The organism is Streptomyces olindensis, assembly GCF_040645895.1.
In the GTDB taxonomy this organism is placed as follows: Bacteria; Actinomycetota; Actinomycetes; order Streptomycetales; family Streptomycetaceae; genus Streptomyces; species Streptomyces olindensis.
Map to the genome: position 1 here is coordinate 1 of NZ_JBEYZD010000060.1, position 23,442 is coordinate 23,442.

The window sequence follows — 23,442 nt, forward strand, 5'->3', positions numbered from 1 at the left end:
GAGTTCGTCGACGCCGCCCACCAGCGCGGCATGCGCGTGATCATCGACTTCGTCATGAACCACACCAGCGACCAGCACCCGTGGTTCCAGGAGTCGAGGAAGGACCCCGACGGGCCCTACGGCGACTACTACGTGTGGGCGGACGACGACAAGCAGTTCCAGGACGCGCGGATCATCTTCGTCGACACGGAAGCCTCCAACTGGACGTACGACCCGGTCCGCAAGCAGTACTACTGGCATCGTTTCTTCTCCCACCAGCCGGACCTCAACTACGAGAACCCGGCCGTGCAGGAGGAGATGATCTCCGCGCTGAAGTTCTGGCTGGACCTCGGCATCGACGGGTTCCGGCTGGACGCGGTGCCGTACCTGTACCAGCAGGAGGGCACCAACTGCGAGAACCTCCCGGAGACGCACGACTTCCTGAAGCGGGTGCGCAAGGAGATCGACGCCCAGTACCCGGACACCGTGCTGCTGGCCGAGGCCAACCAGTGGCCCGAGGACGTCGTCGACTACTTCGGCGACTACCCGAGCGGCGGCGACGAGTGCCACATGGCGTTCCACTTCCCGGTCATGCCGCGCATCTTCATGGCCGTCCGCCGCGAGTCCCGCTACCCGGTCTCCGAGATCCTGGCCAAGACCCCGGCCATCCCCTCGGGCTGCCAGTGGGGCATCTTCCTGCGCAACCACGACGAGCTCACGCTCGAGATGGTCACCGACGAAGAGCGCGACTACATGTGGGCCGAGTACGCCAAGGACCCCCGCATGCGCGCCAACATCGGCATCCGGCGCAGGCTCGCCCCGCTGCTGGACAACGACCGCAACCAGATCGAACTGTTCACGGCCCTGCTGCTGTCCCTGCCGGGCTCGCCGATCCTGTACTACGGCGACGAGATCGGCATGGGCGACAACATCTGGCTCGGCGACCGCGACGCGGTGCGCACGCCGATGCAGTGGACGCCCGACCGCAACGCGGGCTTCTCCTCGTCCGACCCGGGGCGGCTGTTCCTGCCCACGATCATGGACCCGGTCTACGGCTACCAGGTCACGAACGTCGAGGCGTCCATGGCGTCGCCGTCGTCGCTGCTGCACTGGACCCGCCGCATGATCGAGATCCGCAAGCAGAATCCTGCCTTCGGCCTCGGCTCGTACACCGAGCTGCCGTCGACGAACCCGGCCGTGCTCGCGTTCCTGCGCGAATACGAGGACGACCTGGTGCTGTGCGTGAACAACTTCTCGCGGTTCGCACAGCCCACGGAGCTGGATCTGAGCGCGTTCGAGGGCCGGCACCCGGTGGAGCTGTTCGGCGGGGTCCGGTTCCCGGCCATCGGCGAGCTGCCCTACCTGCTGACACTGGGGGGCCACGGCTTCTACTGGTTCCGGCTCCGCAGGGACGCCGTATGAGGCCCGAAACCGCCTGATGAGGCCTGATCTGCGGGGCAGGCCGCAAACCCCCGTGGCGGGGCGTTTCCCCTGCCCCGCCCGGGGCACGCATCAGTAACACCCCGCCCACCCGCGTGAGCCGGAGGGGCGCCCGCCGGCACCGGCTGAAGGCGCCGCAGGCGCACCAAGAATGGGTGAAAGGACGCGACGCCATGTCGGAAGCCGTCACACGCACCGTCACCACCCCGCCCGGCCTTCTCGCATCCCTGGATCCGCTGCTGCGGGAATGGCTGCCGCGGCAGCGCTGGTTCGCCGGCAAGGGGCGCCCGGTCACCGGGTTCACCCTGGTCGAGGCCACCGAGTTGCTCCCGGGCAACGGCAAGCTGGGCCTGTACCACCTGCTCGTCCGCGCCCACCAGCCGCTCGTGCCGTCCCACGGGGCGCCCGACCACCCCGGCGACTGCTACCAGCTGCTCATAGGCGTGCGCGAGGCGCTGCCGCCTCGGCTGGCGCCCGCGCTCATCGGACATGTGACGACGGGGCCGCTGGCCGGCCGGACGGTCTACGACGCCCTGCACGACACCAGGCCCGCCGAGCTGCTCCTGGAGGCGCTGCGCACCCAGGCCCGCATCGGTGGGCTGCGCTTCGAGCGGGACCTCGGCCAGGACATCCGGTCCGGTCTTGTGCCGCGCGTGGTGACCGCGGAACAGTCCAACTCGTCGATCGTCTACGGAGATACGTTCATCCTGAAGCTTTTGCGCCGGATAGTGCCCGGGGTCAATCCGGACCTGGAGCTGCCGCTGGCGCTGGCCCGCGAGGACTGCCCCCGGGTGCCCGCGCCGACGGCCTGGATGGTCGCCGACGTCCCGCCCACCGCGGACCCGGTCCTCTCCACGGGCCCGGCGGACCACGCCGGCCAGCCGTACGTGCTGGGCGTGCTCCAGCCGTTCGTGCAGGGCGCCTCCGACGGCTGGGAGCTGGCGCTGCGCGAGCTGGCCAAGGGCGAGGACTTCGGCGCCGAGGCGCGGGCGCTGGGGCGGGCCACCGCCGAGGTGCACACGGCGCTGGCCCGGGCGTTGCCGACGGTCACGCTCGGTCACATGCAGCTCCGCCTCATGGTCGACGGCATGACCGAGCGGCTGGAGGCGGCCGTCCAGGCGGTGCCCGCGCTGCGGCCCTACGCGAGCGGGCTGCGGTCGGCGTTCACGGCGCTCGGCGACCTGGCCGCCGAGGGCCGCACCTGGACCGCGCAGCGCGTGCACGGCGATCTGCACCTCGGTCAGTGCCTGCGCTCGCCGACCGGCGAGTGGAAGCTGATCGACTTCGAGGGCGAGCCGGCCCGGCCGCTGGCCGAGCGGCGCATGCCGCAGCCCACGGTGCGCGATGTCGCCGGCATGCTGCGGTCCTTCGACTACGCGGCACGCTCGGTCGATCCGCCCCAGCCGGACTGGGCCGAGACCTGCCGGTCCGCGTACTGTTCCGGCTACGCGGAGGCCTCCGGCCGCGATCCGCGCACCGACCCGGTGCTGCTGCGCGCCTACGAGACGGACAAGGCGATCTACGAGGTGGTGTACGAGGCCCGGCACCGCCCCGACTGGCTGCCGGTGCCCCTGGCCGCCATAGACCGGCTCGCCTCGTCCGGCCACCTGACCTGACCTGTCCCACCTTCGCCCAGGAGGCTCCGCCCGTGACCCCCCGCCCTGAGTCCAGCGGTTCGCGTCCCCAGGGGACGGCCGGGGAGAAGATCCCCGAGCAGCCCACGGCCGCCCAGAAGAAGAGCGCCGCGAAGAAGACGGCGGTGCCGAAACAGGCAGCGGCGAAGAAGACGGCCCCGGCGAAGACGACCGCCGCCAAGAAGGCCGCCGCCAAGAAGACGCCGGCCGGGCAGTCACCCGCGTCCAAGGCCACGGCCAAGAAGGCGGCGCCGGCGAAGACGACCGCGAAGAAGGCGGTCGCCAAGAAGACGGCGCCCGAGAAGACGGCACCCGAGACGGCCGTCGCGAAGAAGACGTCACCCGAGAAGACCGTCGCGAAGAAGACGACACCCGAGAAGGCCGTCGCGAAGAAGACCACTGCCAAGAAGGCCGTCACGAAGAAGGCGGCCGCGACGAAGACCACCACCGTCAAGGCCACGGCTGCGAAGTCCACGGCGACCAAGGCCACGACGGCGAAAGCGGCTGCCAAGAAGACGGCGGCCAAGAAGGCCACGGCGACCAAGGCAACGGCCGCCAAGACCACGGCCACGGCCGCCAAGGCAGCGGCGACCAAGGCGCCCGCCAAGAAGGCCGCCGCGAAGAAGGCCCCGGCGAAGAAGACCACCGCCAAGAAGGCGGTGGCGAAGAAGGCCGCTGCCGCCCAGGTCGTCCCCCCGGAGATGGAGGTCGCCGTCTCGCCCGCCGTGGACGCGGTGGACCGGGAGCGGCTGCTCGACGGCACGCACCACGACCCGCACTCCGTGCTCGGCGCCCACCCGGTGCCCGGCGGGATCGCGTTCCGGGCGTTCCGGCCGTACGCCCTGTCGGTCACCGTGATCGCCGGGGAGCTGCGGGCGGAGCTGCACGCCGACGGGGAGGGCTTCTTCTCCGGGCTGCTGCCGCTGCGGGAGGTCCCCGAGTACCGGCTGGTCGTCGCGTACGAGGGCACGGTCCAGGAGACCGAGGACGCCTATCGCTTCCTGCCCACGCTGGGCGACCTCGACCTGCACCTGATCGGCGAGGGCCGGCACGAGGAGCTGTGGACGGCGCTGGGCTCGCACCCGATGACCCACCAGGGCGTGACCGGCACCCGCTTCGCGGTGTGGGCGCCGAACGCGCGCGGCGTGCGCGTGGCCGGCACCTTCAACTTCTGGGACGGCACCGGCCACGCCATGCGTTCGCTGGGCTCGTCGGGGGTGTGGGAGCTGTTCCTGCCGGACATCGGCGAGGGCGAGCTGTACAAGTTCGAGATCACCCGGCCCGACGGTTCGAAGACGATGCGCGCCGACCCGCTGGCCCGCCGCACGGAGGTGCCGCCCGCGACCTCGTCGGTCATCACGTCCTCGGACTACGCGTGGGGCGACGCCGACTGGCTGTCGCGGCGCGCCGAGGCCCCGGCGCACGAGAGGCCGTTCTCGGTGTACGAGGTCCACCTGCCGTCCTGGCGGCCGGGGCTGACGTACCGCCAGCTCGCCGAGCAGCTTCCCGGCTACGTGAAGAACCTGGGCTTCACGCACGTGGAGCTGATGCCGGTCGCGGAGCACCCGTTCGGCGGCTCCTGGGGCTACCAGGTCACCGGCTTCTACGCGCCGACGGCCCGCCTCGGCACGCCGGACGACTTCCGGTACCTGGTCGACAGGCTGCACCAGGCCGGCATCGGCGTGATCATGGACTGGGTGCCCGCCCACTTCCCGCGCGACGACTGGGCGCTGGCCGAGTTCGACGGCAAGCCCCTGTACGAGCACGAGGATCCGCTGCGGGCCGCGCACCCCGACTGGGGCACGCTGGAGTTCGACTTCGGGCGCAACGAGGTGCGCAACTTCCTCGTCGCGAACGCCGTGTACTGGTGCGAGGAGTTCCACATCGACGGGCTGCGCGTGGACGCGGTCGCCTCGATGCTCTACCTCGACTACTCGCGCGAGCCGGGCCAGTGGACGCCCAACGAGCACGGCGGCCGGGAGAACCTGGACGCGGTGGCGTTCCTCCAGGAGATGAACGCGACGGTGTACCGCAGGGTGCCCGGCGTGGTCACGGTCGCCGAGGAGTCCACCGCCTGGGACGGCGTCACCCGGGCCACCCACCACAAGGGCCCGAGCGGTTTCGGCGGGCTCGGGTTCGGGCTGAAGTGGAACATGGGCTGGATGCACGACTCGCTGCAGTACATGAGCCACGATCCGGTGCACCGCAAGTACCACCACCACGAGATGACGTTCTCGATGGTGTACGCCTACAGCGAGAACTACGTCCTGCCCATCTCCCACGACGAGGTCGTGCACGGCAAGGGCTCCCTGGTGTCGAAGATGCCCGGCGACTGGTGGCAGCAGCGGGCCGGGGTCCGGGCCTACCTCGGCTTCATGTGGGCCCACCCGGGCAAGCAACTGCTGTTCATGGGGCAGGAGTTCGCCCAGGGTGCCGAGTGGTCCGAGGCGCACGGCCCCGACTGGTGGCTGCTGGACCCGGGGTACGGGGCGGAGGCCGACCACCGGGGCGTGCGGGACCTGGTCCGCGATCTCAACACCGTCTACCGCGCCACTCCGGCGCTGTGGCGCCTCGACACGGACCCGGCCGGTTTCGAGTGGATCGTGGGGGACGCCGCCGACGACAACGTGCTCGCGTTCCTGAGGCTGGACCCGGACGGCAACCCGCTGCTGGCGGTGTCCAACTTCGCGCCGGTCGTGCGCCAGGACTACCGCCTGGGCGTGCCCGAGGACGTGCCGGCCTGGCACGAGGCCGTCAACACCGACGCCGCCCGCTACGGCGGCAGCGACGTCACGCGGGCCGACCCGGTCAAGCCCGAGGCCCAGTCCTGGCACGGCCGCCCCGCGAGCATCCGGCTGACGCTGCCGCCGCTGGCCACGGTGTGGCTGCGTCCGGCGTAGGCGGCCTGTGACACCGCTGTGACGGGAGGAGTGGCTTCCGTCACAGCCGGTCCGGTGCGGGCCTGGTGGGGTGGCCACATGCGTGCCACCCCACTCACCCGTCGGCCCGGAAGGGACTGAGGCCCGTGCTGGTGGGACTCGGTATCTCGGTGGTCTGCGCCATCGCCGCGATCGTCGCTGCCGCGGGGACCGCCGCGATGGCGTTTCCCGGACGGCCCGAGCCGTGGACGGTGCACCTGATGCGCCGGGCGGCGGCGACGGCCGCGTGGGCCGCGGCGGCCGTGTACTCCCTGGGCTTCTTCGCCGTGCTGACGTCGGAGTCGGACTTCAACGACGGGGCGAACTCCGTCCCGGCGCCGGCCTGCCAGGACGGCTTCGACCCGGCCACGATCCAGGGCCTGAGCCACCACCGCTCCTCGTACCTGCCGCTGCGCTTCGACTGCGTCCGTGAGGACGGCTCCGTCTACGCCAGTGATCCGTCCTACGCGTGGATGAACGGGGCGACGGCGGTGCTCGCCCTCTCCGCCGCGCTGCTCGCCATCGGCGCCGGCTACGCGAGCGAACTGCGGGCCCGCAGGGCAGCCGTGCCGTCATGACACTGCTGCCCGTCTTCGCCGGGCTGGTGATCGCCGTGGTCGCGCTGCGCGGCTTGCTGACCCATCCACTGCTGCCGCTGTGGGTGCGTACCTCGGTCTTCTGGGCGGCTCCGCTCACCGCCCTCACCTGGCTGTACATCATGGCCGCCGACGACCCCGTGCTGTTCCCGGAGACGGCTCCCTGCCCCGGGGAGGCGTACCGGGAGGGCGTCATCGGCGGCGGCGAGGTCTCGGGCGTCTCCAGCGCCTTCCCCCCACGCGCCTCCTGCGTGTGGGAGGACGGCACCGTCTACCACCTCGCCCCTGGCGCCGAGTTCCTGTTCTGGGTCTTCTTCGCCCTGACGGTCGTCCCCCTCGGCGCCGGGCTGTGGCACGCCCTGCGGGATCCGAAGTCCCAGGTGGGGTAGGCGCCGCGTTCCGCGCGGGCCTACCCGAGCGCCTCCGCCAGCGCCCTGGGCAGCTCCCCGGTGTGCAGCACACCGAGGCGCTGGGTGGCCCGGGTCAGGGCCACGTACAGGTCGCTGGTGCCGTAGCGGCCGGGCTCGACCACGAGGACCGAGTCGAACTCCAGGCCCTTGGCCTGGCGTGGGTCGAGCAGCACGACCGTCTGCGTCAGGTCGGGTTCGGCACCCGCCGTGACGCCGTCCAGCCGGGCCGCGATGCCCCGGTGGAGGTCGCGCGGGGCGATCACCGCGAGGCGTCCCTCGGCCGGGGTGAGCTCCCCGACCGCCTTGGCGACGGCGCCCGGCAGGTCGTCGGTGGCCCGGGCCCAGGGGCGTACGCCCGTGGCGCGGACCGAGCTGGGCGGCTCGAACTCCGGGTTCTCGGCGCGGACCACGGCCGCCGCGACGTCCATGATCTCGGCCGGGGTGCGGTAGTTGACGCCCAGGCGGGTGTGCTCCCAGCGGTCCTCGACGTAGGGGGAGAGGATGCCCGACCAGGAGCCGACGCCGGCCGCCTCCGCGGTCTGCGCCGGGTCGCCGACCAGGGTCATCGAGCGGGTCGGGCTGCGCCGCATCAGCAGCCGCCACGCCATCGGCGACAGCTCCTGCGCCTCGTCGACGATGATGTGCCCGAACGCCCAGGTGCGGTCGGCGGCCGCCCGCTCGGCGGCGCTGCGGTGGTCGTCCTCCTCGTGCCGCTCGGCGAACCGCTCGGCGTCGATGATGTCGTGCGCGGAGAGCACCTCGGAGCTCTCGGGGTCGTCCTCCTCCTTGTCCTCGAACTCGTAGGTCCGGGACGCGTAGGAGACGTCCAGCACGCCCTGGGCGTAGGCGATCTGCCGCTCCCGCTCGCGCTCGGCGCGCTCCCGGGCGAGCCGGTCGTCCTCGCCGAGGAGTTCGGCGGCCTCGTCGAGCAGCGGCACGTCCGCGACGGTCCAGCGCCGGGTCACCGGGCGGCGTACGGCGTCGGCGTCCTCGGCGGGCAGGAACTCCTCGGGCGCCGCGAGGAAGTCGGCGACGAGCCGCTGCGGGGTCAGCACCGGCCACAACTGGTCGATGGCGGACCACACTTCGGGGTTCTCGGCGAGGTCGTCGCGGATCTGGGTGATGTCGCTGGGGTCGAGCAGGCTGGACCCGTCGAAGGGGTCGGTGCCGATGCGCTCGGCGTACAGCTCGGTGAGGGTGTTGAGGATGTGGCCCTCGAAGTGCTCACGGGCGGCGTTGTGCGGCAGCTTGGCGGCGCGGGTGCGCTCGCGGGCGACGTTGACCAGGCCGTCGTCGAGCATCAGGACCTCGCGGTCGTGCTCGATGGCGATGACCGGGTCGGGCAGCGCCTGCCGGCTGCGGACGACCTCGGCGAGCACATCGGCCATGCCGGCGCGGCCCTTCACGGCGGCCGCCTCGGGGGTGTCGGTGGCGGTCGCCTTCACGCCGGGGTACAGCTCGCCGACGGTCGCGAGGAGCACGCCGGTCTCGCCGAGGGACGGCAGCACCTCGCCGATGTAGCCGAGGAACGCCGGGTTGGGCCCGACGATCAGGACGGCGCGCTTGGCGAGCAGCTCGCGGTGCTCGTAGAGCAGGTAGGCGGCGCGGTGCAGGGCGACGGCCGTCTTGCCGGTGCCGGGGCCGCCCTCCACCACCATGACGCCGCGGTGCGGGGCGCGGATGATGCGGTCCTGGTCGGCCTGGATGGTCTGCACGATGTCGCTCATGCGGCCGGTGCGGGCCGAGTTGAGGGCGGCGAGCAGCACGGCGTCGCCCGTCGGGTCCTCGTGGCCGGTGCGGGTCTCGTCGCCGAGGTCGAGGATCTCGTCGTGCAGGTGGGTGACCCTGCGGCCGTCGGTGGCGATGTGCCGCCGGCGCCTGAGGCCCATCGGGGTGTGGCCGGTGGCCAGGTAGAAGGGGCGGGCGACGTCGGCGCGCCAGTCGATGAGGACGGGCGTGCGCTCGGCGTCGTCGGTGCGCAGGCCGATGCGGCCGATGTGGTGGGTGACGCCCGAGGTGAGGTCGATGCGGCCGAAGCACAGGGAGCCGTCGACCGCGTTGAGCGCGGCGAGCAGCCCGGAGCGTTCGGCGACGAGGATGTCCCGCTCGAGTCTGGCCTGCATGGGGGTGTTGCCCTGCGCGAGCGCGTCCGTGACGGAGGTCTCGGCGTCGCCGCGCAGCGCGTCCACGCGCGCGTACAACCCGTCGATGAATTCCTGTTCCTGTCGCAATTCATCGTCCGGAAATTCGGTGTTTGACAATTCCGCTCCCGCCCGGATATACTGTGCTCACTGAACTTCTCCGTGACTTCATTCGACGTGAAGTCACGAACAAACAAATATACGCAAGGAAATCCCCCGAGCGCAATTGCCCGGGGGATTTCCTCATGTCGGGGCGGTCCTCTACAGCACGTCGGACAGCTCCTCCAGCAGCCGCCGCTTGGCCCGCGCGCCCACCATCGCCTTCACGGGCTCGCCGCCGCGGAACACCATGAACGTCGGCATGGACAGCACCTTGTAGGCGTTGGTGGTCAGCGGATTGTGGTCCACGTCCAGCTGCACCACCTTCAGCCGGTCGCCCTCCTCGAAGGCGAGGGCCTTGAGCACCGGCGCCATCTGCCGGCACGGCGGACACCAGTCGGCGGTGAACTCCACCAGGACCGGCAGGTCCGCGCCGATCACCTCGGCCTCGAAGTCCGCGTCCGTCACCTCGGTCACCACGTCTGCCTCCCCAGCTCGCAACCAGGCTCCGGACCTCCCGGAACCTCCGCCTCGGCGGCCAGTTCGGCCCGGGCCAGCTGCCGGGCGACCGTCTCCCGCACGCTGCTCAGCCGGCCGATCAGGGAGTCGAGTTCGTCCAGCTTGCGCCGGTAGACCGCGAGCGACGCCGGGCACGAGTCGCCCTCGGGGTGCCCGGCGCGCAGGCACTCCACGAACGGCCGCGTCTCCTCCAGGCCGAACCCGAAGTCCTGCAGCGTCCGGATCTGCTCCAGCAGCTTCAGATCGCACTCGTCGTACGTCCGGTACCCGTTGCCCTCGCGCCGCGCGGGCAGCAGCCCCCGCGCCTCGTAGTACCGCAGCGTCCGCGTCGTGGTCCCGGCCCGTGCGGCCAGCTCGCCGATTCGCATGCGCACGAACGTAATCCTTGACCCCGGCGTCAAGGCAACAGCGGTTTCCGCTCCACCGGGGAGGTCAGCACGATCGACGTCGTGGTGCGGCCCAGCGCGGAGATCTCCTCCAGGACCTCCTCCAGGTGGACGGTGTCCCGGACGGCGACCTTGAGGAACCAGCAGTCCTCCCCGACCACGTGGTGCACCTCGGTGATCTCGGGCCGCTCGATCAGCTCCAGGGTCCTCGGGTGCTTGAGGTTGTAGCCGCCGTGCGGGTCGACCCGGACGAACGCCTGGATGCCGTAGCCGAGCCGGGCCGGCACGACGTGGGCGCCGTAGCCGCTGATGACGCCCGCCGCCTCCAGCCGCCGCACCCGCTCGGTGACCGCCGCGGGGCTGAGCCGGACCCGGCGGCCCAGCTCGCTGAGCTTGATCCGGCCGTCGGTCTGGAGCAGTTCGAGGATCTGCCGGTCCAGCGCGTCGAACGCCACCGATGTTTCACCGGCGGCGGCCCGCAGATGCCGTGGTTCTTTCGGCGTGGCGGCCGTAACTCCCATGGTTCCCCCTTCAGGACGTGATGGTGCGCCGGGAGAATTATGGTCATGGAAAAGGCCCTGGACGTCCTGGTCATCGGCGGGAACCGTTACGTCGGAAAGCGACTCAGCGCACGGCTGCTCGACGCGGGGCACCGCGTCACCGTGCTGAACCGGGGGTCCTCCCCGCCGCCCGCCGGGGTGGAGCACCTGGTCGCCGACCGGGACGACGAGCGGTCGCTGACCGGCGCGCTCGGCTCCCGCGTCTTCGACGCCGTCGTCGACCAGGTCTGCTACACACCGCGCCAGGCGGCCCTCGCCCGCCGCGTCTTCTCCGGCCGTACGCGCCGCTATGTGATGACCTCGACGGTCGAGGTGTACGAGTACGAGGACTCCCCCACGCCCGTGCCCGAGGAGGCCGTCGACCCGGCCACCGTCACGGTCGGCCTCGAACTGCCTTGGGACGACCCCGCGTTCCTGGAGGCGAACTACGGGGAGGGCAAGCGGCAGGCCGAGGCGGTCCTCGCGGCCGGCGACCCGGCGTTCGCCTGCACGGCGGTGCGGGTCGCCCATGTGCTGGGCGGCGACGACGACTTCACCGGGCGGCTGGCCCACTACGCCGAGCGGATGCGCGCCGGCGAGCCGATCGCCGTCCCGGCCGTGAACCGTCCGGCCACCTACGTGTACGTCGAGGAGGTCGCGCGCTTCCTGGCCTGGGCGGCGGGCCAGGACTTCACCGGGCCGGTGAACGCCGCCTCCCCCGGGGCGCTGACCACCGAGGAGTTGTGCGAGGCGGTGGCCGCGCACGTGCCGGGCGGCCGGGCCGTGTTCCGGCCGGTCGAGGTCGGCGAGGTCTCGCCGTTCTCCTTCCGCCGCTCCTACGGCATGGACAACGCCCGCGCCGCCCGGCTCGGGTTCACCTTCGGCGACGCCCGGCAGTGGCTGCCGACGGCCGTCGCCGAGACGCTCGGGAAGGGCGCCTGACATGCGGTACAGAACACTCGGCGGGGTGCGCGTGAGCGCGGTCGGGCTCGGCGCGATGCCGCTGTCCATCGAGCGCCGGCCGGACGAGGAGCGCGCCCTGGCGACCGTGCACGCCGCGCTCGACGCGGGCGTGACCCTCCTGGACACGGCCGACTCCTACCATCTGCCGGGCGCGGAACCCGGCCACAACGAGCGTCTGGTGGCCCGCGCGCTGGCCGCCCACGGCGGTGACACCTCGGACGTCCTGGTGGCCACGAAGGGCGGCCGGGGCCGTCCGGCCGGCGGCGAGTGGACGGTGAACGGCTCCCCCCGGCACCTCAAGGCCGCCGCCGAGGCGTCGCTCAAGCGGCTCGGGGTCGAGGCGATCGGCCTCTACCAGCTGCACAAGCCGGACCCCTCCGTGCCGTTCGAGGAGTCGGTGGGCGCGCTGCGCGAGCTGCTCGACGCGGGCACGATCCGGCTGGCCGGAGTCTCCAACACCGACGCGGACCAGATCCGCCGGGCCCGCGCGATCCTCGGCGACCGGCTGGTGTCGGTGCAGAACCGGTACTCCCCCGCAGTCCGGGACAGTGAGCCCGAGCTGCGGCTGTGCGCCGGACTGGGACTGGCGTTCCTGCCGTGGAGCCCGCTGGGCGGGCTGGCCCGCAGTTCCCTGGACGGGCCCTCGCGGACGGAGGGAGCGGCACGCTTCGCCGCCTTCCACGAGGTCGCGGCGGAGCGCGGCGTCAGTCCCCAGCGGGTCGGACTGGCCTGGCTGCTGGCCCGTTCCCCGGCCGTGATCCCGATCCCCGGGGCGAGCCGGCCCGAGACGGCCCGGGACTCGGCCGCAGCGGCGGACCTGCTCCTCGGCGCGGAGGAACGGGCACGCCTGGACGAGGCCGCCGCGCCGGTCCCGGACTAGCCGCGCCGGTCCCGGACTAACGGACCCCCGCGGTCTCCGGTTCCCTGTCCTCGGCGGGCTCGGCCGCGGGCTTCCCCTTGCCGGGCAGCAGCAGCGCCACGATCACCGTGCCGATGCCCAGGACCACCGCACCGACCAGGCTGGTGTGCGCGACCGCGTCGGAGAAGGACGACCCCACCGCGTCGGCCATCTGCCGTGCCCCGTCGGCCAGTTGCCCGGCCTGCGCCTTGAGCCGCTCCGCCTGCTGCGGGTCGCTCGCGTGCGCCGCCTGCTCGGCCAGCTGCCGCGCCTTGTCGCCGATGCCCTGGGCCACGGCGTATCCGGCGCCGACGGAGTCCTGGGCGGTCTCCAGGGAGGACGCGGGCAGCTCGCTGCCGGCCGTGGCGTCCGAGAGATGCCCGGAGTACGACGTCGCCAGCAGCGAGCCGAGGATGGCGATGCCGAGCGATCCGCCCAGCTCCAGCGAGGTGTCGTTCACCGCGCCGCCGACTCCCAGTTCGGACTCCGGGAACGCCCCCATGATCGCGTCCGTGCAGGGCGACAGCGCGAGCCCGATCGCGAGCCCGAGGACGACCAGGGGCGCGACGAAGTCGCCGTAGGACGACCCGGAGTCGACGCGGGTGAGCAGCGCGAGGGCGGCCGTACCGCCGACCATGCCGGCCGTCACGGTCCACTTCATGCCGACCCGGGGGGTCAGGTAGCCGGTGAGGGCCGAGCCCACGAAGACGGCTCCGGCCAGCGGCAGCATGCGCAGGCCGGTGTCCAGGGCGTCGTAGCCGAGGACGAACTGCAGGTGCTGGGTGAGGTAGTAGAAGGCGCCGAAGACCGCCAGGAAGAACAGCGCGACGGCGAGGTTCGAGCCCGCGAACCGGCGGTCGGCGAAGCGGCGGACGTCGAGGACCGGGCGCGGGTGGCGCAGCTCCCAGAGCACGAAGGCGACGAGCCCGGCGCCCGCGACGACCGCCGCGGTGACGGCCTTGGCGCCCCAGCCGAAGTGCGGGCCCTCGATGATCATGTAGACCAGGGCGCCGATCCACACGACCGACAGCAGGCCGCCGCCGTAGTCGATGCGCCCTCGGCCGGCGGCCTTGGACGGCGGCACGAGGACGAACGCGCCGACGATGGCCAGGGCGGCGACCGGGACGTTGATGAGGAACGTGGAGGACCAGCCGTGGTGCTCCAGCAGGGCCCCGGCGACGAGCGGCCCGGCCGCGATGGCGAGCCCGGCGGTGGCGGTCCACAGGGTGATGGCCTTGGCCCGCTCGGCCCGCGGGAAGGTCGCGGCGAGCAGGGACAGCGTGGCGGGCATGATCATCGCGGCGCCGGCACCCATCACGGCACGGGCGGCGATGACCGCCGTGGCGCTGTCGGCGAGGTACCCGGAGACCGCGCCGCCCCCGAACACCACGAGACCGAGGACGAGCGCGCCGCGGCGGCTGTACTTGTCGCCGATCGCGCCGAGCAGCAGCATCAGCGCGGCGTACGGGACGGTGTAGCCGTCGATGACCCACTGCAGGTCGGCGCTGGACAGGCCGAGGTCCTCGGTCATGTCGGGCGCGGCCACGGTGAGGGCGGTGTTCGCCATCACGATGATCAGCAGGCTCAGGCAGAGGACGAGGAGCGCCCACCAGCGGCGGGCGTAGGGGCGGTCCGTCCCCTCGGCCGGTTCGGTCATGACGAGTCGCATGGCAGGGATTGCCTTCCTCGTTGATTTGCACATGGGTGTGCATTTACACAACGCTGTGCAATCTACGTCGTTGCACAGCGCTGTGCAAATCGATCGGGGGAAGGGCACAATGGCGTGCATGACCACGGGCCACACCAGCCGCGCCGACGCCAACCGGCGCCGCATCCTCGACGTCGCCCTCGCCGAGCTGCTGCGGGACCCCGACGCCTCCATGGACCAGATCGCCCGCGCCGCGGGCGTCGTACGGCGGACCGTCTACGGGCACTTCCCGAACCGCGAGGCGCTGATCAGCACCCTCGTCGACGAGGCGGTCGCGGCCCTGTCGGCCGCGCACACGGCGGGCCGCGAGGGGGTCGAGGACCCGGCGGAGGCCGTGGCGCGTTCGGTGCTGGCGGTGTGGGAGATCGCCGACCGCTACCGGCTGCTGGTCGCGCTCGCCCAGCGCACGGTCACCATGCAGGGCATCCGGGAGCGGCTCGCGCCCGTCCGGGAGGAGAGCGTCGGGCTGTTGCGGCGCGGGCTGGACGAGGGCGTCTTCAGCTCACCGCTGCCCGCGCCGGCCTTGGCCTATGTGCACGAGCAGACGCTGATCGCCGTGCTGGAGGCGGTGAACGACGGTCTCCTGACAGCGCGAGAGGCGGGCCGCTGCGCCGCGGTCACGGTTCTGACCGCGGCGGGCGTGCCCGCCTCGATGGCCACCGAGCTGGTGGCGAAGCTGAACGATTGATCTGTGCTGAACGATTGATCTGTCGCGAGACGAGGACCGGGCGGCTGGGCGACGGGGGGACACCCAGCCGCCCGGAGTCTCGCGGGGGCGGCGCGGCCGTCAGGCCTTCGCCAGCTCCTTCTCGCCGCCCTGCTCGGGCACCTCGACGTGGTCGTCGGAGGCCGGGCCGCCGTGCCCGTCGTCCAGCAGCGTCTTCTCGTCGAAGGGCAGCTGTCCGGCGAGGACCTGGTTCACCCGCTCCTTGTCGATCTCCTTCGTCCAGGTGCCGATCAGCACGGTCGCCACGGCGTTGCCCGCGAAGTTGGTCAGCGCGCGGGCCTCGCTCATGAAGCGGTCGATGCCGACGATGAGGCCGATGCCGTCCACCAGGGCCGGCTTGTGCGACTGCAGACCACCGGCCAGCGTCGCGAGACCGGCGCCGGTGACACCGGCGGCGCCCTTGGAGGCGACCAGCAGGAAGAGCAGCAGCGGGATCTGCTCGCCGACCGACATCGGGGTGCCCATGGCGTCGGCGATGAACAGGGACGCCATGGTCATGTAGATCATGGTGCCGTCGAGGTTGAAGGAGTAGCCGGTCGGGACGGTGATGCCGACCACCGGCTTGCTGACGCCCAGGTGTTCCATCTTCGCGATGAGCCGCGGCAGCGCGGACTCGGAGGAGGAGGTGGAGAGGATCAGCAGGAACTCACGGCCCAGGTACTTGAACAGCGTGAGGATGTTCAGCCCGGAGATCACGCGCAGCAGGACGCCGAGCACGATGAAGACGAACAGGAAGCAGGTGACGTAGAAGCCGAGCATCAGCACGGCGAGGCTCTTGAGGGCTTCCAGGCCGGCGGAGCCGGTGACGGCGGCGATGGCGCCGAAGGCACCGATCGGGGCGGCCCACATCACCATGGCGAGGATGCGGAAGACGAGCCGCTGGATGTGCTCGATACCGCGCAGGATCGGCTGGCCCGCCGAGCCCATGCCCTGCAGCGCGAAGCCCGCGAGCAGGGCGATCAGCAGGGTCTGCAGGACCGACTCGTTGGTGAAGGCGGAGACGATCGTGGTCGGGATGATGCCGAGCAGGAACTCCGTGGTGCCCTTCGCCTCGGTATCGATCTGCGCGTGACCGGCGTCCTTGACCGCGTCGGTCACCGCGAGGCCGGTACCCGGCTCCAGGATGTTGCCGACGACCAGGCCGATGCCCAGCGCGACCAGCGACATCACCGTGAAGTAGCCCAGGGCGATACCGCCGACGGCACCGACCTTGGCGGCCTTCCGCACCGAGCCGATGCCCAGCACGATCGTGCAGAAGATGATCGGCGAGATCATCATCTTGATCAGGTTCACGAAGCCGGTCCCGATCGGCTTCAGCTCGACAGCGAAGTCGGGTGCGGCCAGACCCACCGCGATACCGGCGGCGACCGCGATGATCACCGCGATGTAGAGATAGTGCGTGCGGTCGCGCCTGGCTTTGGGTGCGGCAGGTGCCGTATCGGCTGCGCTGGTCACGGCGGCCCTCCTTGACGACGTCGTCGGCATCACCGGCGTGCGGCTCACGTCCGGGAAGAGGGAGCGGGGGCTCCCGGAGATGCGTATTGGGGAATGCCGTGACTATGTCCTGCTCTGTGAGCGCGGTCACCCTTCCGTTCATTTAGTTCACAATCAGCCACGAGGCAGACTGACGTCATGCGCTTCTCCGTCCCCGGTCCCCGCAGCTTGGCGGGCCAGCTCTTCGCCATGCAGGCCGTACTGATAGCGGTCGTCGTGGCCGGATACGCGCTGTTCACCTATGTCAGCGACCGCAGCCAGGCCGAGGAGGCCGCGAGGCGCCAGGCCAGGGCGGTGGCGCGGTCCGTTGCCGACTCCCCGTCCGTGCTGGCGGCGACGCGCACCCCCGACCCGACCGCCGAGCTCCAGCCGTACGCACTGAAGGTCATGCGGGACACCGAGGTCGACTTCATCACGATCATGGATCCGCGGGGCATCCGCTGGACGCACCCCGACCCGGACCAGATCGGCCAGCCCTTCCGGGGCCACACCGAGACGGCCCTGAAGGGCCGGACCTTCACCGAGATCTACACCGGCACGCTCGGCCCCTCGGTCCGCGCGGTCACTCCCATCCAGGACGGCCCGAGGGTGGTCGGCCTGGTCAGCGCGGGCATCCGGGTCGAGGAGATCACCCAGCGGGTGCAGGACCAGCTGACGGCCCTGCTCGGTGTCGCGGCCGGCGCCCTGGCGCTGGGCGCCGTCGGCACGTACGTCATCAACGCCCGGCTGCGCCGCCACACCCACGGCATGAACGCCGCCGAGCTGAGCCGCATGCACGACTACCACCAGGCCGCACTGCACGCGGTACGCGAGGGGCTGCTGATGCTGGACGGGCAGTACCGTGTGGCGTTGATCAACGACGGAGGGCGCGAGTTGCTCGGCGTGGCCGGGGACGTGGTGGGCAGGTCGGTGGCGGAGCTGGGACTGCCCGCCCCACTGACCGGTGCGCTGCTGGCGTCGGAGCCGCGGGTCGACGAGGTGCATCTGACGGCCTCCCGGGTCCTGGTGATCAACACCTCGCCGGTGTCGGGCGGAGAGCGGCGCGGTACGGTCGTCACCCTGCGCGATGTGACCGAACTGCAGTCGTTGATGGGCGAGTTGGACTCCGAGCGGGGCTTCACGCAGGCGCTGCGCTCGCAGGCGCACGAGGCGGCGAACCGGCTGCACACGGTCGTCTCGCTGATCGAGCTGGGCCGGGCGGAGGAGGCGGTGGAGTTCGCGACGGCCGAGCTGGAGCTGGCGCAGGCGCTGACCGACCAGGTCGTCGCGGCGGTGAGCGAGCCGGTGCTGGCGGCACTGCTGCTGGGCAAGACGGCCCAGGCGAACGAGCGGGGCGTGGAGCTGATGGTGTCGGAGGACAGCCGGCTGGACGACGGGCTGCTGCCGGATTCCCTGCCGGCACGGGACCTGGTGACCATCCTCGGCAATCTGATCGACAACGCCGTGGACGCGGCGCAGGGCAGCGTGCGGGCGCGGGTGACGGTGTCGGCCTACACCGAGGACACCGACGGCGTGGGCGACGCCGCGGGCGCCCGGGACACGGAGGGCGCGCAGGACCCGCCGGGAGCCCCGGAGCTGGTGATGCGGGTCTCGGACACGGGCCCGGGCGTGGACCCGGAGCACGCCGAGGCGGTCTTCCAGCGGGGCTTCTCGACGAAGCCGGCGGGCCCGGGCGGCCGGGGCCTGGGGCTGGCGCTCGTCCAGCAGGCGGCGCAGCGGCACGGCGGGACGCTGGCGGTGACGGAGGCCGACGGGGGCGGGGCGGAGTTCGAGGTACGGCTGCCGCTGCGGGAGTCCGGCGCGGTCGCCGGGCGGATGACGTCCGGGACCCCGGTGTCCAGAGGCGCTGGAGGCGACGCATGACGAGCAGCGAGAAGGCCATCCGCGTCCTGGTGGTGGAGGACGACCCCGTGGCCGCCGACGCCCACGTCCTGTACGTCGGCCGGGTCCCCGGCTTCGTCGCCGTGGGCAAGGCGCACACCGGCGCGGAGGCCCGCCGGGCCCTGGACCGCACCCCGGTGGACCTGCTCCTGCTCGACCTGCACCTCCCCGATGTGCACGGCCTGCAGCTGGCCCGCTCGCTGCGGGCGGCCGGCCACCACGCCGACGTGATAGCGGTGACGTCGGCCCGCGATCTGGCGGTCGTCCGCGAGGGCGTCTCGCTCGGGGTCGTGCAGTACGTCCTGAAGCCGTTCACCTTCGCGACCCTGCGCGACCGGCTCGTGCGGTACGCGGAGTTCCACGCGGCGGTCGGCGAGGCCAGCGGCCAGGACGAGGTGGACCGGGCCCTCGCGGCCCTGCGCGCCCCCGGCCCGGCCGCGCTGCCCAAGGGCCTGAGCGCGCCCACGCTGGAGCGGGTGACGATCGCCCTGCGCGACAGCGCGGAGGGCCTCACGGCCGCGGGCGTGGCCGAGACGGTGGGCATCTCCCGCATCACGGCCCGCCGTTACCTGGAGCACCTGGTCGACGCGGGCCGCGCGGCGCGCCGCCCGCAGTACGGCACGGTGGGGCGGCCGGAGCTCCAGTACCGCTGGGTCACGGGCCAGTGACGGCCCTTCAGTCGTCCGATGAAACCGCCGCACACGCATTGACCTGACTAGACCACTCAACTTACGTTCACGACGCAGCCGTCCCGGCCACAACGAAGTGCGCCCGTAGGAGGTCGTGCCCGTGCGCCCCACCGCCGCCCTCACACCCCTCGTCGCCCTGGTCCTCGCCGCCACCGCCCTCACCGCCTGCGGCGGCGGCTCCGGCAGCGACCCGGACACCGTGAAGGTCTCCTTCAAACAGTCCACGGACAACTCCGTCAAGGTGATGGACACCTATCTCGCGGACATCAAGAGGCAGTTCGAGAAAGCCCACCCCGGCAAGAAGGTCGAACTGGTCCCGATCAAGGCCCCGGACTCGGAGTACTACACCAAGCTCCAGCAGATGCTCCGCTCCCCCAAGACCGCCCCCGACCTGGTCTACGAGGACACCTTCCTCATCAACTCCGACATCACCAGCGGCTACTTGAAGCCCCTCGACCCCTACCTCGCCAAGTGGCCCGACTGGAACCGGTTCATCGACACGGCGAAGGCGGCGGCCAAGGGCGAGGACGGCAAGACGTACGGCGTCCCCGACGGCACGGACACCCGCGGCCTGTGGTACGCCAAGGACGTCTTCGCCAAGGCCGGCCTGCCCGCCGACTGGCGGCCCAAGACCTGGAACGACGTCCTCACCGCGGCCCGCACCATCAAGCGGAAGGTCCCGGGCGTCATCCCGCTCAACGTCTACACGGGCAAGCCGGTCGGCGAGGCGGCCACCATGCAGACGTTCGAGATGCTCCTCTACGGCACGGGCGACGGCGGCACGGACCCCCTCTACGACAAGGCGAGCAAGAAGTGGATCGCCGGCGGCCGGGGCTTCGCGGACGCCCTCGCCTTCGTCGAGACGGTCTACAAGGAGAAGCTGGGCCCGGACGTCTCGGACGCGCTCGACCCGAACGTCATGACCCGGGTCCGCGGCGAGTGGCTCCCGCAGGGCAAGCTGGGCATCGCCCTCGACGGCTCCTGGCTCCCGCAGGACTGGCTGCCCGGCAGCGGCCACGAATGGCCCGAGTGGTCGGAGGAACTGGGCCTGGCCGCCATGCCGACCCAGCACGGCCAGGCGCCCGGCAAGGTGAGCATGTCCGGCGGCTGGACCTGGTCGATCCCCGCCAAGGCGGGCAACCCGGACCTGGCCTTCGAGTTCATCAGGACGATGCAGACCAAGGCCAACGCGCAGAAGTGGTACATCGCCAACTCGGGCATCGCGGTCCGCGAGGACGTCGCCGAGGACCCGTCGTACGTCGACGCCCAGCCGGGCATCAAGTTCTTCACCGACCTGGTGGCCTCGACGCACTACCGCCCGGCCTACCCGGCGTACCCGAAGGTCTCCACGGCCATCCAGGAGGCGATGGAGAGCGTCACCACGGGCGACGCGTCGGTGGACGAGGCGACGAGCGCCTACACGGACGCGCTGAAGGACGCCACGGACAACCAGGTGGTCGAACGGTGAGCGAGGGCCGATGACCGCCACCGCGCCCCGCCCCCGGCTCACGAAGACCCCCGCGGACCCGCACCCGGCACGCGGCCCCCGCCTGCCGGTGCGGATCCTCCCCCTGGCCCCCGCCGTCGTCCTGCTGCTCCTCTTCCTGGCCGGCCCGATCGCCTACTGCGTCTATATCGCCTTCACGGACCTCCAGCTCACCGGCCAGGCCCGGGAATCGTTCGTCGGCCTCGACAACTTCACCCGGGCCTTCGGGGACGAGGGGTTCCGCAACGCCGTATGGCTGACGCTGGTGTTCACGGTCCTGTCCTCGCTGATCGGCCAGAACACCCTCGGACTGGCGCTCGCCGTGCTGATGCGGCGCGCGTCGAAGCCGGTCCGCACCCTGACCGGCGGCATCGTCGTCACGGCGTGGGTGCTGCCGGAGGTGGTGGCGGGCTTCCTCCTCTACGCCTTCTTCCGGCGCGAGGGAACGCTGAACGCCATCCTGGACCAGCTGCACCTGCCCGCCCAGAACTGGCTGTTCACGCTGCCCATCCTGGCGGTGTCGTTCGCCAACGTCTGGCGCGGCACGGCGTTCTCCATGCTGGTCTACTCGGCCGCGCTCAACGAGATCCCCAAGGAGATCACCGAGGCGGCCGAGGTCGACGGGGCGGGCGGCCTGCGCCGCATGTGGCACATCACCCTGCCCATGATCCGCCGCTCCATCGGCACGAACCTGATGCTCAACACGCTCCAGACCCTCTCGGTCTTCGGCCTGATCTGGGTGATGACGAGGGGCGGCCCCGGCGGCAGGAGCCAGACGCTGCCCCTCTTCATGTACGAACAGGCCTTCCAGAACAGCCTGATCGGCTACGGCACCGCGGTGGCCCTGCTGCTGCTCCTGGTCGGCTCCCTCTTCTCCCTCGTCTACCTGCGCCTGCTGCGGACGGAGGTCTGACCCGCCATGGCCCTCACCCTCGCCTCCCGCCGCACGAGTCGCCGCCTCGCCGCGGACGCGGGCCTCCTGGTGGTCGCCGCCGCGTTCGTCCTCCCGCTGGCCTGGGTCGTCCTGTCCGCCCTCGACCCGCGGGCGAACCTGCGGGTGAAGACGCCCGACGGTCTCACCCTGGCCAACTTCGACGCGATCCTCACCCCCGAGATCACCTTCACGCCGCTCCTCAACAGCCTGATCCTCTGCGGTGGGGCGACGCTGCTGACGGTGGTCTGCGCGGCCCTGGCGGCCTACCCCCTCTCCCGCTTCCGCTCCCGCTTCAACCGCCCGTTCCTGCTGACGATCCTCTTCGCCACCAGCCTGCCCATCACGGCGATCATGGTCCCGGTCTACGCGCTCTTCGTGCGGGTGGACCTGGTCGACACCATGCACGGCACGATCCTCTTCTTCGCCGCGTCCCAACTGCCCTTCGCCATCTGGCTGATGAAGAACTTCATGGACGGCGTGCCGAAGGAGTTGGAAGAGGCGGCGTGGACCGACGGGGCGTCGTCCCTCCAGTCCCTTCTCCGCATCGTGCTGCCCCTGATGGGCCCCGGCGTGGCCGTCGTGACGGTCTTCTCCTTCGTCATGATGTGGGGCAACTTCTTCGTCCCCTTCATGCTCCTGCTCACGCCCGACCAGATGCCCGCGTCGGTCAGCATCAACGACTTCTTCGGCAACCGGGGGATGGTGGCGTACGGGCAGCTGGCCGCGTTCTCCCTCGTGTACTCCACGCCGGTGATCCTCTTGTACGTCCTGATCTCCAGGCGCCTGGGCGGGGGCTTCGCCCTGGGCGGCGCGGTGAAGGGCTGACCGGCGCCGGGAAGCCGACGGCCGTGTCCGCTGTTGCATGTCGTGAACCCAAGGGGGAGCCATGTCAGTTCGCGCTCTGGTCGTCGATCCGTCCGCACCGGCCGCCGTCCGTCTCGGCGAGGTCGCCGACCCGGTGCCCGGGCCGGACGAGGTCCTGGTCGAGGTCTCGCACGCCTCGCTGAACTACGGCGACCTCAACGACGCCCGCTCCGGGCGGGTCCCGGTGGGGGCGGTGCTCGGTTCGGACGCGGCCGGAGTGGTCGTCCGGGCCGCGGCCGGGGGTGCCGGGCCCGCGGTGGGCACGCGGGTGGTGGCCCTGACCACCGGGGCGTTCGCCGAGCGCGTCGCGATCGGCGTGGGCGCGCTCGCCGAGGTGCCCAAGGGCCTGGAGCCGGCGAAGGCGGCGGCCCTGCCGGTCGCGGGCGTGGCGGCCCTGCGCTCCCTGCGGTCCGCCGGGCTCGGACCCGGCCGCAGGGTGCTGGTCACCGGGGCGTCCGGCGGGGTCGGCAGGTACGCCGTCCAGCTGGCGGCGCGGGCCGGTGCGGAGGTGATCGCGTCGGTGGGCTCGGCCGCCCGCGCGGAGGGGCTGGCCGAGGCCGGCGCCGACGAGGTGCTGATCGGGCTGGAGGGCCTGCGGGAACCGGTGGACGTGGTCATCGACAGCGTCGGCGGCCCGCAACTGGTCGCGGCCTGGGCCCTGCTCGCTCCCGGGGGCAGTGTCCAGAGCGTCGGCTGGACGTCCGGGGAACCGGCGGTCTTCCCGCCGTACGCGACAGTCGGCCCGGCCAAGTCGCTGTCCTCCTTCGTCATCGAGGGCGATGCGGGCACGGACCTGGCCGTCCTGGCCGAACTGGCGGCCGAGGGCACCCTCACCGTCGAGACGGGCTGGCAGGGCCCATGGACCCGCTTCGACGAGGCGGCCGAAACACTGCGAGGACGCCGCGTCCGCGGCAAGGCAGTGTTGGAGGTGGCGGCCCGGTAGCGGGGGCCGGGGTCCCCGTAGCGGGGGTTGGGGTCCCGGTAGCGGGGGTTGGGGTCCCGGTAGCGGGGGCCGGGCGTCCCGGCGGCGGGGGCAAGGGCCCGTAGCCGGGTCGGCGACCCGGTAGCAGGGGCCAGGCCTCGATGACGGGAGCCAGGGTCCCCGTAGCGGGGGTCGGCGGCCCGGTAGAGGGGGGA

Annotated in this window: 20 protein-coding genes; 14 read left to right on the plus strand and 6 right to left on the minus strand. The window is 71.8% G+C overall.

What is annotated here, in order from left to right:
- The 5 genes from treS to ABZ948_RS30400 form a co-directional block, all read left to right on the plus strand.
- Positions 1-1,401 (plus strand): maltose alpha-D-glucosyltransferase (gene treS / locus ABZ948_RS30380; RefSeq protein WP_359764864.1); only part of this gene is annotated, 1,401 nt, incomplete at its 5' end.
- Between the two features lie 191 nt (positions 1,402-1,592).
- Positions 1,593-3,035 (plus strand): maltokinase N-terminal cap-like domain-containing protein, encoded by a 1,443-nt coding sequence (locus tag ABZ948_RS30385; protein ID WP_359764866.1) that lies wholly within the window; start codon positions 1,593-1,595, stop codon positions 3,033-3,035.
- Positions 3,036-3,067: 32 nt separating this feature from the next.
- The gene (gene glgB, locus ABZ948_RS30390; protein ID WP_359764868.1) at positions 3,068-5,953 is read left to right on the plus strand and encodes a 1,4-alpha-glucan branching enzyme; all 2,886 of its coding nucleotides are present in this window, start codon (positions 3,068-3,070) and stop codon (positions 5,951-5,953) included.
- Between the two features lie 125 nt (positions 5,954-6,078).
- On the plus strand, positions 6,079-6,549 hold the full coding sequence (locus ABZ948_RS30395; protein ID WP_359764870.1) for a hypothetical protein: 471 nt from the start codon (positions 6,079-6,081) through the stop codon (positions 6,547-6,549).
- Positions 6,546-6,956, plus strand: a complete 411-nt coding sequence (locus ABZ948_RS30400) for a hypothetical protein (RefSeq protein WP_359764872.1) — start codon at positions 6,546-6,548, stop codon at positions 6,954-6,956. The genes ABZ948_RS30395 and ABZ948_RS30400 overlap by 4 nt, the downstream gene beginning before the upstream one ends.
- A gap of 20 nt (positions 6,957-6,976) precedes the next feature.
- On the opposite strand, the gene ABZ948_RS30405 is transcribed toward ABZ948_RS30400, so the two are convergent.
- The 4 genes from ABZ948_RS30405 to ABZ948_RS30420 all read right to left on the minus strand — a co-directional run bounded on the left by ABZ948_RS30405 (position 6,977) and on the right by ABZ948_RS30420 (position 10,643).
- Complete coding sequence (locus tag ABZ948_RS30405; protein ID WP_359764874.1) at positions 6,977-9,208, minus strand: HelD family protein; 2,232 nt, start codon at positions 9,206-9,208, stop codon at positions 6,977-6,979.
- Positions 9,209-9,379: 171 nt separating this feature from the next.
- Entirely contained in the window at positions 9,380-9,694 is a 315-nt protein-coding gene (locus ABZ948_RS30410; protein ID WP_359764943.1) for a thioredoxin family protein, read from the minus strand.
- The gene (locus ABZ948_RS30415; protein WP_359764944.1) at positions 9,691-10,104 is read right to left on the minus strand and encodes a MerR family transcriptional regulator; all 414 of its coding nucleotides are present in this window, start codon (positions 10,102-10,104) and stop codon (positions 9,691-9,693) included. The genes ABZ948_RS30410 and ABZ948_RS30415 overlap by 4 nt, the downstream gene beginning before the upstream one ends.
- A 29-nt stretch (positions 10,105-10,133) precedes the next feature.
- Positions 10,134-10,643, minus strand: a complete 510-nt coding sequence (locus ABZ948_RS30420; protein ID WP_359764876.1) for an Lrp/AsnC family transcriptional regulator — start codon at positions 10,641-10,643, stop codon at positions 10,134-10,136.
- A 45-nt stretch (positions 10,644-10,688) separates the two neighbouring features.
- On the opposite strand from ABZ948_RS30420, the gene ABZ948_RS30425 reads away from it, so the two are divergent.
- On the plus strand, positions 10,689-11,603 hold the full coding sequence (locus ABZ948_RS30425) for an NAD-dependent epimerase/dehydratase family protein (RefSeq protein ID WP_359764878.1): 915 nt from the start codon (positions 10,689-10,691) through the stop codon (positions 11,601-11,603).
- 1 nt (position 11,604) lies between these two features.
- Positions 11,605-12,504, plus strand: coding sequence for an aldo/keto reductase (locus ABZ948_RS30430; protein ID WP_359764880.1), 900 nt, complete (start codon positions 11,605-11,607; stop codon positions 12,502-12,504).
- Between the two features lie 16 nt (positions 12,505-12,520).
- Here ABZ948_RS30430 and ABZ948_RS30435 read toward each other — a convergent pair whose 3' ends face one another.
- Positions 12,521-14,191, minus strand: a complete 1,671-nt coding sequence (locus tag ABZ948_RS30435) for a DHA2 family efflux MFS transporter permease subunit (RefSeq protein WP_359764882.1) — start codon at positions 14,189-14,191, stop codon at positions 12,521-12,523.
- 109 nt (positions 14,192-14,300) lie between these two features.
- Here ABZ948_RS30435 and ABZ948_RS30440 point away from each other — a divergent pair, with 109 nt between their 5' ends.
- A complete protein-coding gene (locus ABZ948_RS30440; RefSeq protein WP_359764884.1) occupies positions 14,301-14,918 on the plus strand; it encodes a TetR/AcrR family transcriptional regulator in 618 nt (205 codons plus the stop codon).
- Between the two features lie 99 nt (positions 14,919-15,017).
- Here the strand turns inward: ABZ948_RS30440 and ABZ948_RS30445 are convergent, their stop codons facing one another.
- Positions 15,018-16,412 (minus strand): cation:dicarboxylate symporter family transporter, encoded by a 1,395-nt coding sequence (locus ABZ948_RS30445; protein WP_359764886.1) that lies wholly within the window; start codon positions 16,410-16,412, stop codon positions 15,018-15,020.
- Positions 16,413-16,589: 177 nt separating this feature from the next.
- Between ABZ948_RS30445 and ABZ948_RS30450 the strand changes: the two genes are divergently transcribed.
- The 6 genes from ABZ948_RS30450 (at position 16,590) to ABZ948_RS30475 (ending at position 23,248) form a co-directional block, all read left to right on the plus strand.
- Entirely contained in the window at positions 16,590-18,314 is a 1,725-nt protein-coding gene (locus ABZ948_RS30450; protein WP_359764888.1) for a sensor histidine kinase, read from the plus strand.
- Positions 18,311-19,000 (plus strand): response regulator, encoded by a 690-nt coding sequence (locus ABZ948_RS30455; protein ID WP_031116384.1) that lies wholly within the window; start codon positions 18,311-18,313, stop codon positions 18,998-19,000. Before ABZ948_RS30450 ends, ABZ948_RS30455 begins: the two co-directional genes overlap by 4 nt.
- A gap of 121 nt (positions 19,001-19,121) precedes the next feature.
- Positions 19,122-20,489: an extracellular solute-binding protein gene (locus ABZ948_RS30460; protein ID WP_359764891.1), complete on the plus strand. Its 1,368-nt coding sequence runs from the start codon at positions 19,122-19,124 to the stop codon at positions 20,487-20,489.
- 10 nt (positions 20,490-20,499) lie between these two features.
- Complete coding sequence (locus tag ABZ948_RS30465) at positions 20,500-21,420, plus strand: carbohydrate ABC transporter permease (RefSeq protein ID WP_359764892.1); 921 nt, start codon at positions 20,500-20,502, stop codon at positions 21,418-21,420.
- Positions 21,421-21,426: 6 nt separating this feature from the next.
- Positions 21,427-22,266 (plus strand): carbohydrate ABC transporter permease, encoded by an 840-nt coding sequence (locus tag ABZ948_RS30470; protein ID WP_359764894.1) that lies wholly within the window; start codon positions 21,427-21,429, stop codon positions 22,264-22,266.
- 61 nt (positions 22,267-22,327) lie between these two features.
- The gene (locus ABZ948_RS30475) at positions 22,328-23,248 is read left to right on the plus strand and encodes a zinc-binding dehydrogenase (RefSeq protein ID WP_359764896.1); all 921 of its coding nucleotides are present in this window, start codon (positions 22,328-22,330) and stop codon (positions 23,246-23,248) included.
- Positions 23,249-23,442 lie beyond the last annotated feature (194 nt).

What these genes read in the sequence shown, in the direction of transcription:
- ABZ948_RS30385 (WP_359764866.1), top strand. Translation starts at nt 1,593, where the DNA reads ATGTCGGAAGCCGTCACACGCACCGTCACCACCCCGCCCGGCCTTCTC.
- ABZ948_RS30400 (WP_359764872.1), top strand. Translation starts at nt 6,546, where the DNA reads ATGACACTGCTGCCCGTCTTCGCCGGGCTGGTGATCGCCGTGGTCGCG.
- ABZ948_RS30415 (WP_359764944.1), bottom strand. Translation starts at nt 10,104, where the DNA reads ATGCGAATCGGCGAGCTGGCCGCACGGGCCGGGACCACGACGCGGACG.
- ABZ948_RS30420 (WP_359764876.1), bottom strand. Translation starts at nt 10,643, where the DNA reads ATGGGAGTTACGGCCGCCACGCCGAAAGAACCACGGCATCTGCGGGCC.
- ABZ948_RS30425 (WP_359764878.1), top strand. Translation starts at nt 10,689, where the DNA reads ATGGAAAAGGCCCTGGACGTCCTGGTCATCGGCGGGAACCGTTACGTC.
- ABZ948_RS30430 (WP_359764880.1), top strand. Translation starts at nt 11,605, where the DNA reads ATGCGGTACAGAACACTCGGCGGGGTGCGCGTGAGCGCGGTCGGGCTC.
- ABZ948_RS30435 (WP_359764882.1), bottom strand. Translation starts at nt 14,191, where the DNA reads ATGCGACTCGTCATGACCGAACCGGCCGAGGGGACGGACCGCCCCTAC.
- ABZ948_RS30440 (WP_359764884.1), top strand. Translation starts at nt 14,301, where the DNA reads ATGGCGTGCATGACCACGGGCCACACCAGCCGCGCCGACGCCAACCGG.
- ABZ948_RS30450 (WP_359764888.1), top strand. Translation starts at nt 16,590, where the DNA reads ATGCGCTTCTCCGTCCCCGGTCCCCGCAGCTTGGCGGGCCAGCTCTTC.
- ABZ948_RS30455 (WP_031116384.1), top strand. Translation starts at nt 18,311, where the DNA reads ATGACGAGCAGCGAGAAGGCCATCCGCGTCCTGGTGGTGGAGGACGAC.
- ABZ948_RS30465 (WP_359764892.1), top strand. Translation starts at nt 20,500, where the DNA reads ATGACCGCCACCGCGCCCCGCCCCCGGCTCACGAAGACCCCCGCGGAC.
- ABZ948_RS30470 (WP_359764894.1), top strand. Translation starts at nt 21,427, where the DNA reads ATGGCCCTCACCCTCGCCTCCCGCCGCACGAGTCGCCGCCTCGCCGCG.
- ABZ948_RS30475 (WP_359764896.1), top strand. Translation starts at nt 22,328, where the DNA reads ATGTCAGTTCGCGCTCTGGTCGTCGATCCGTCCGCACCGGCCGCCGTC.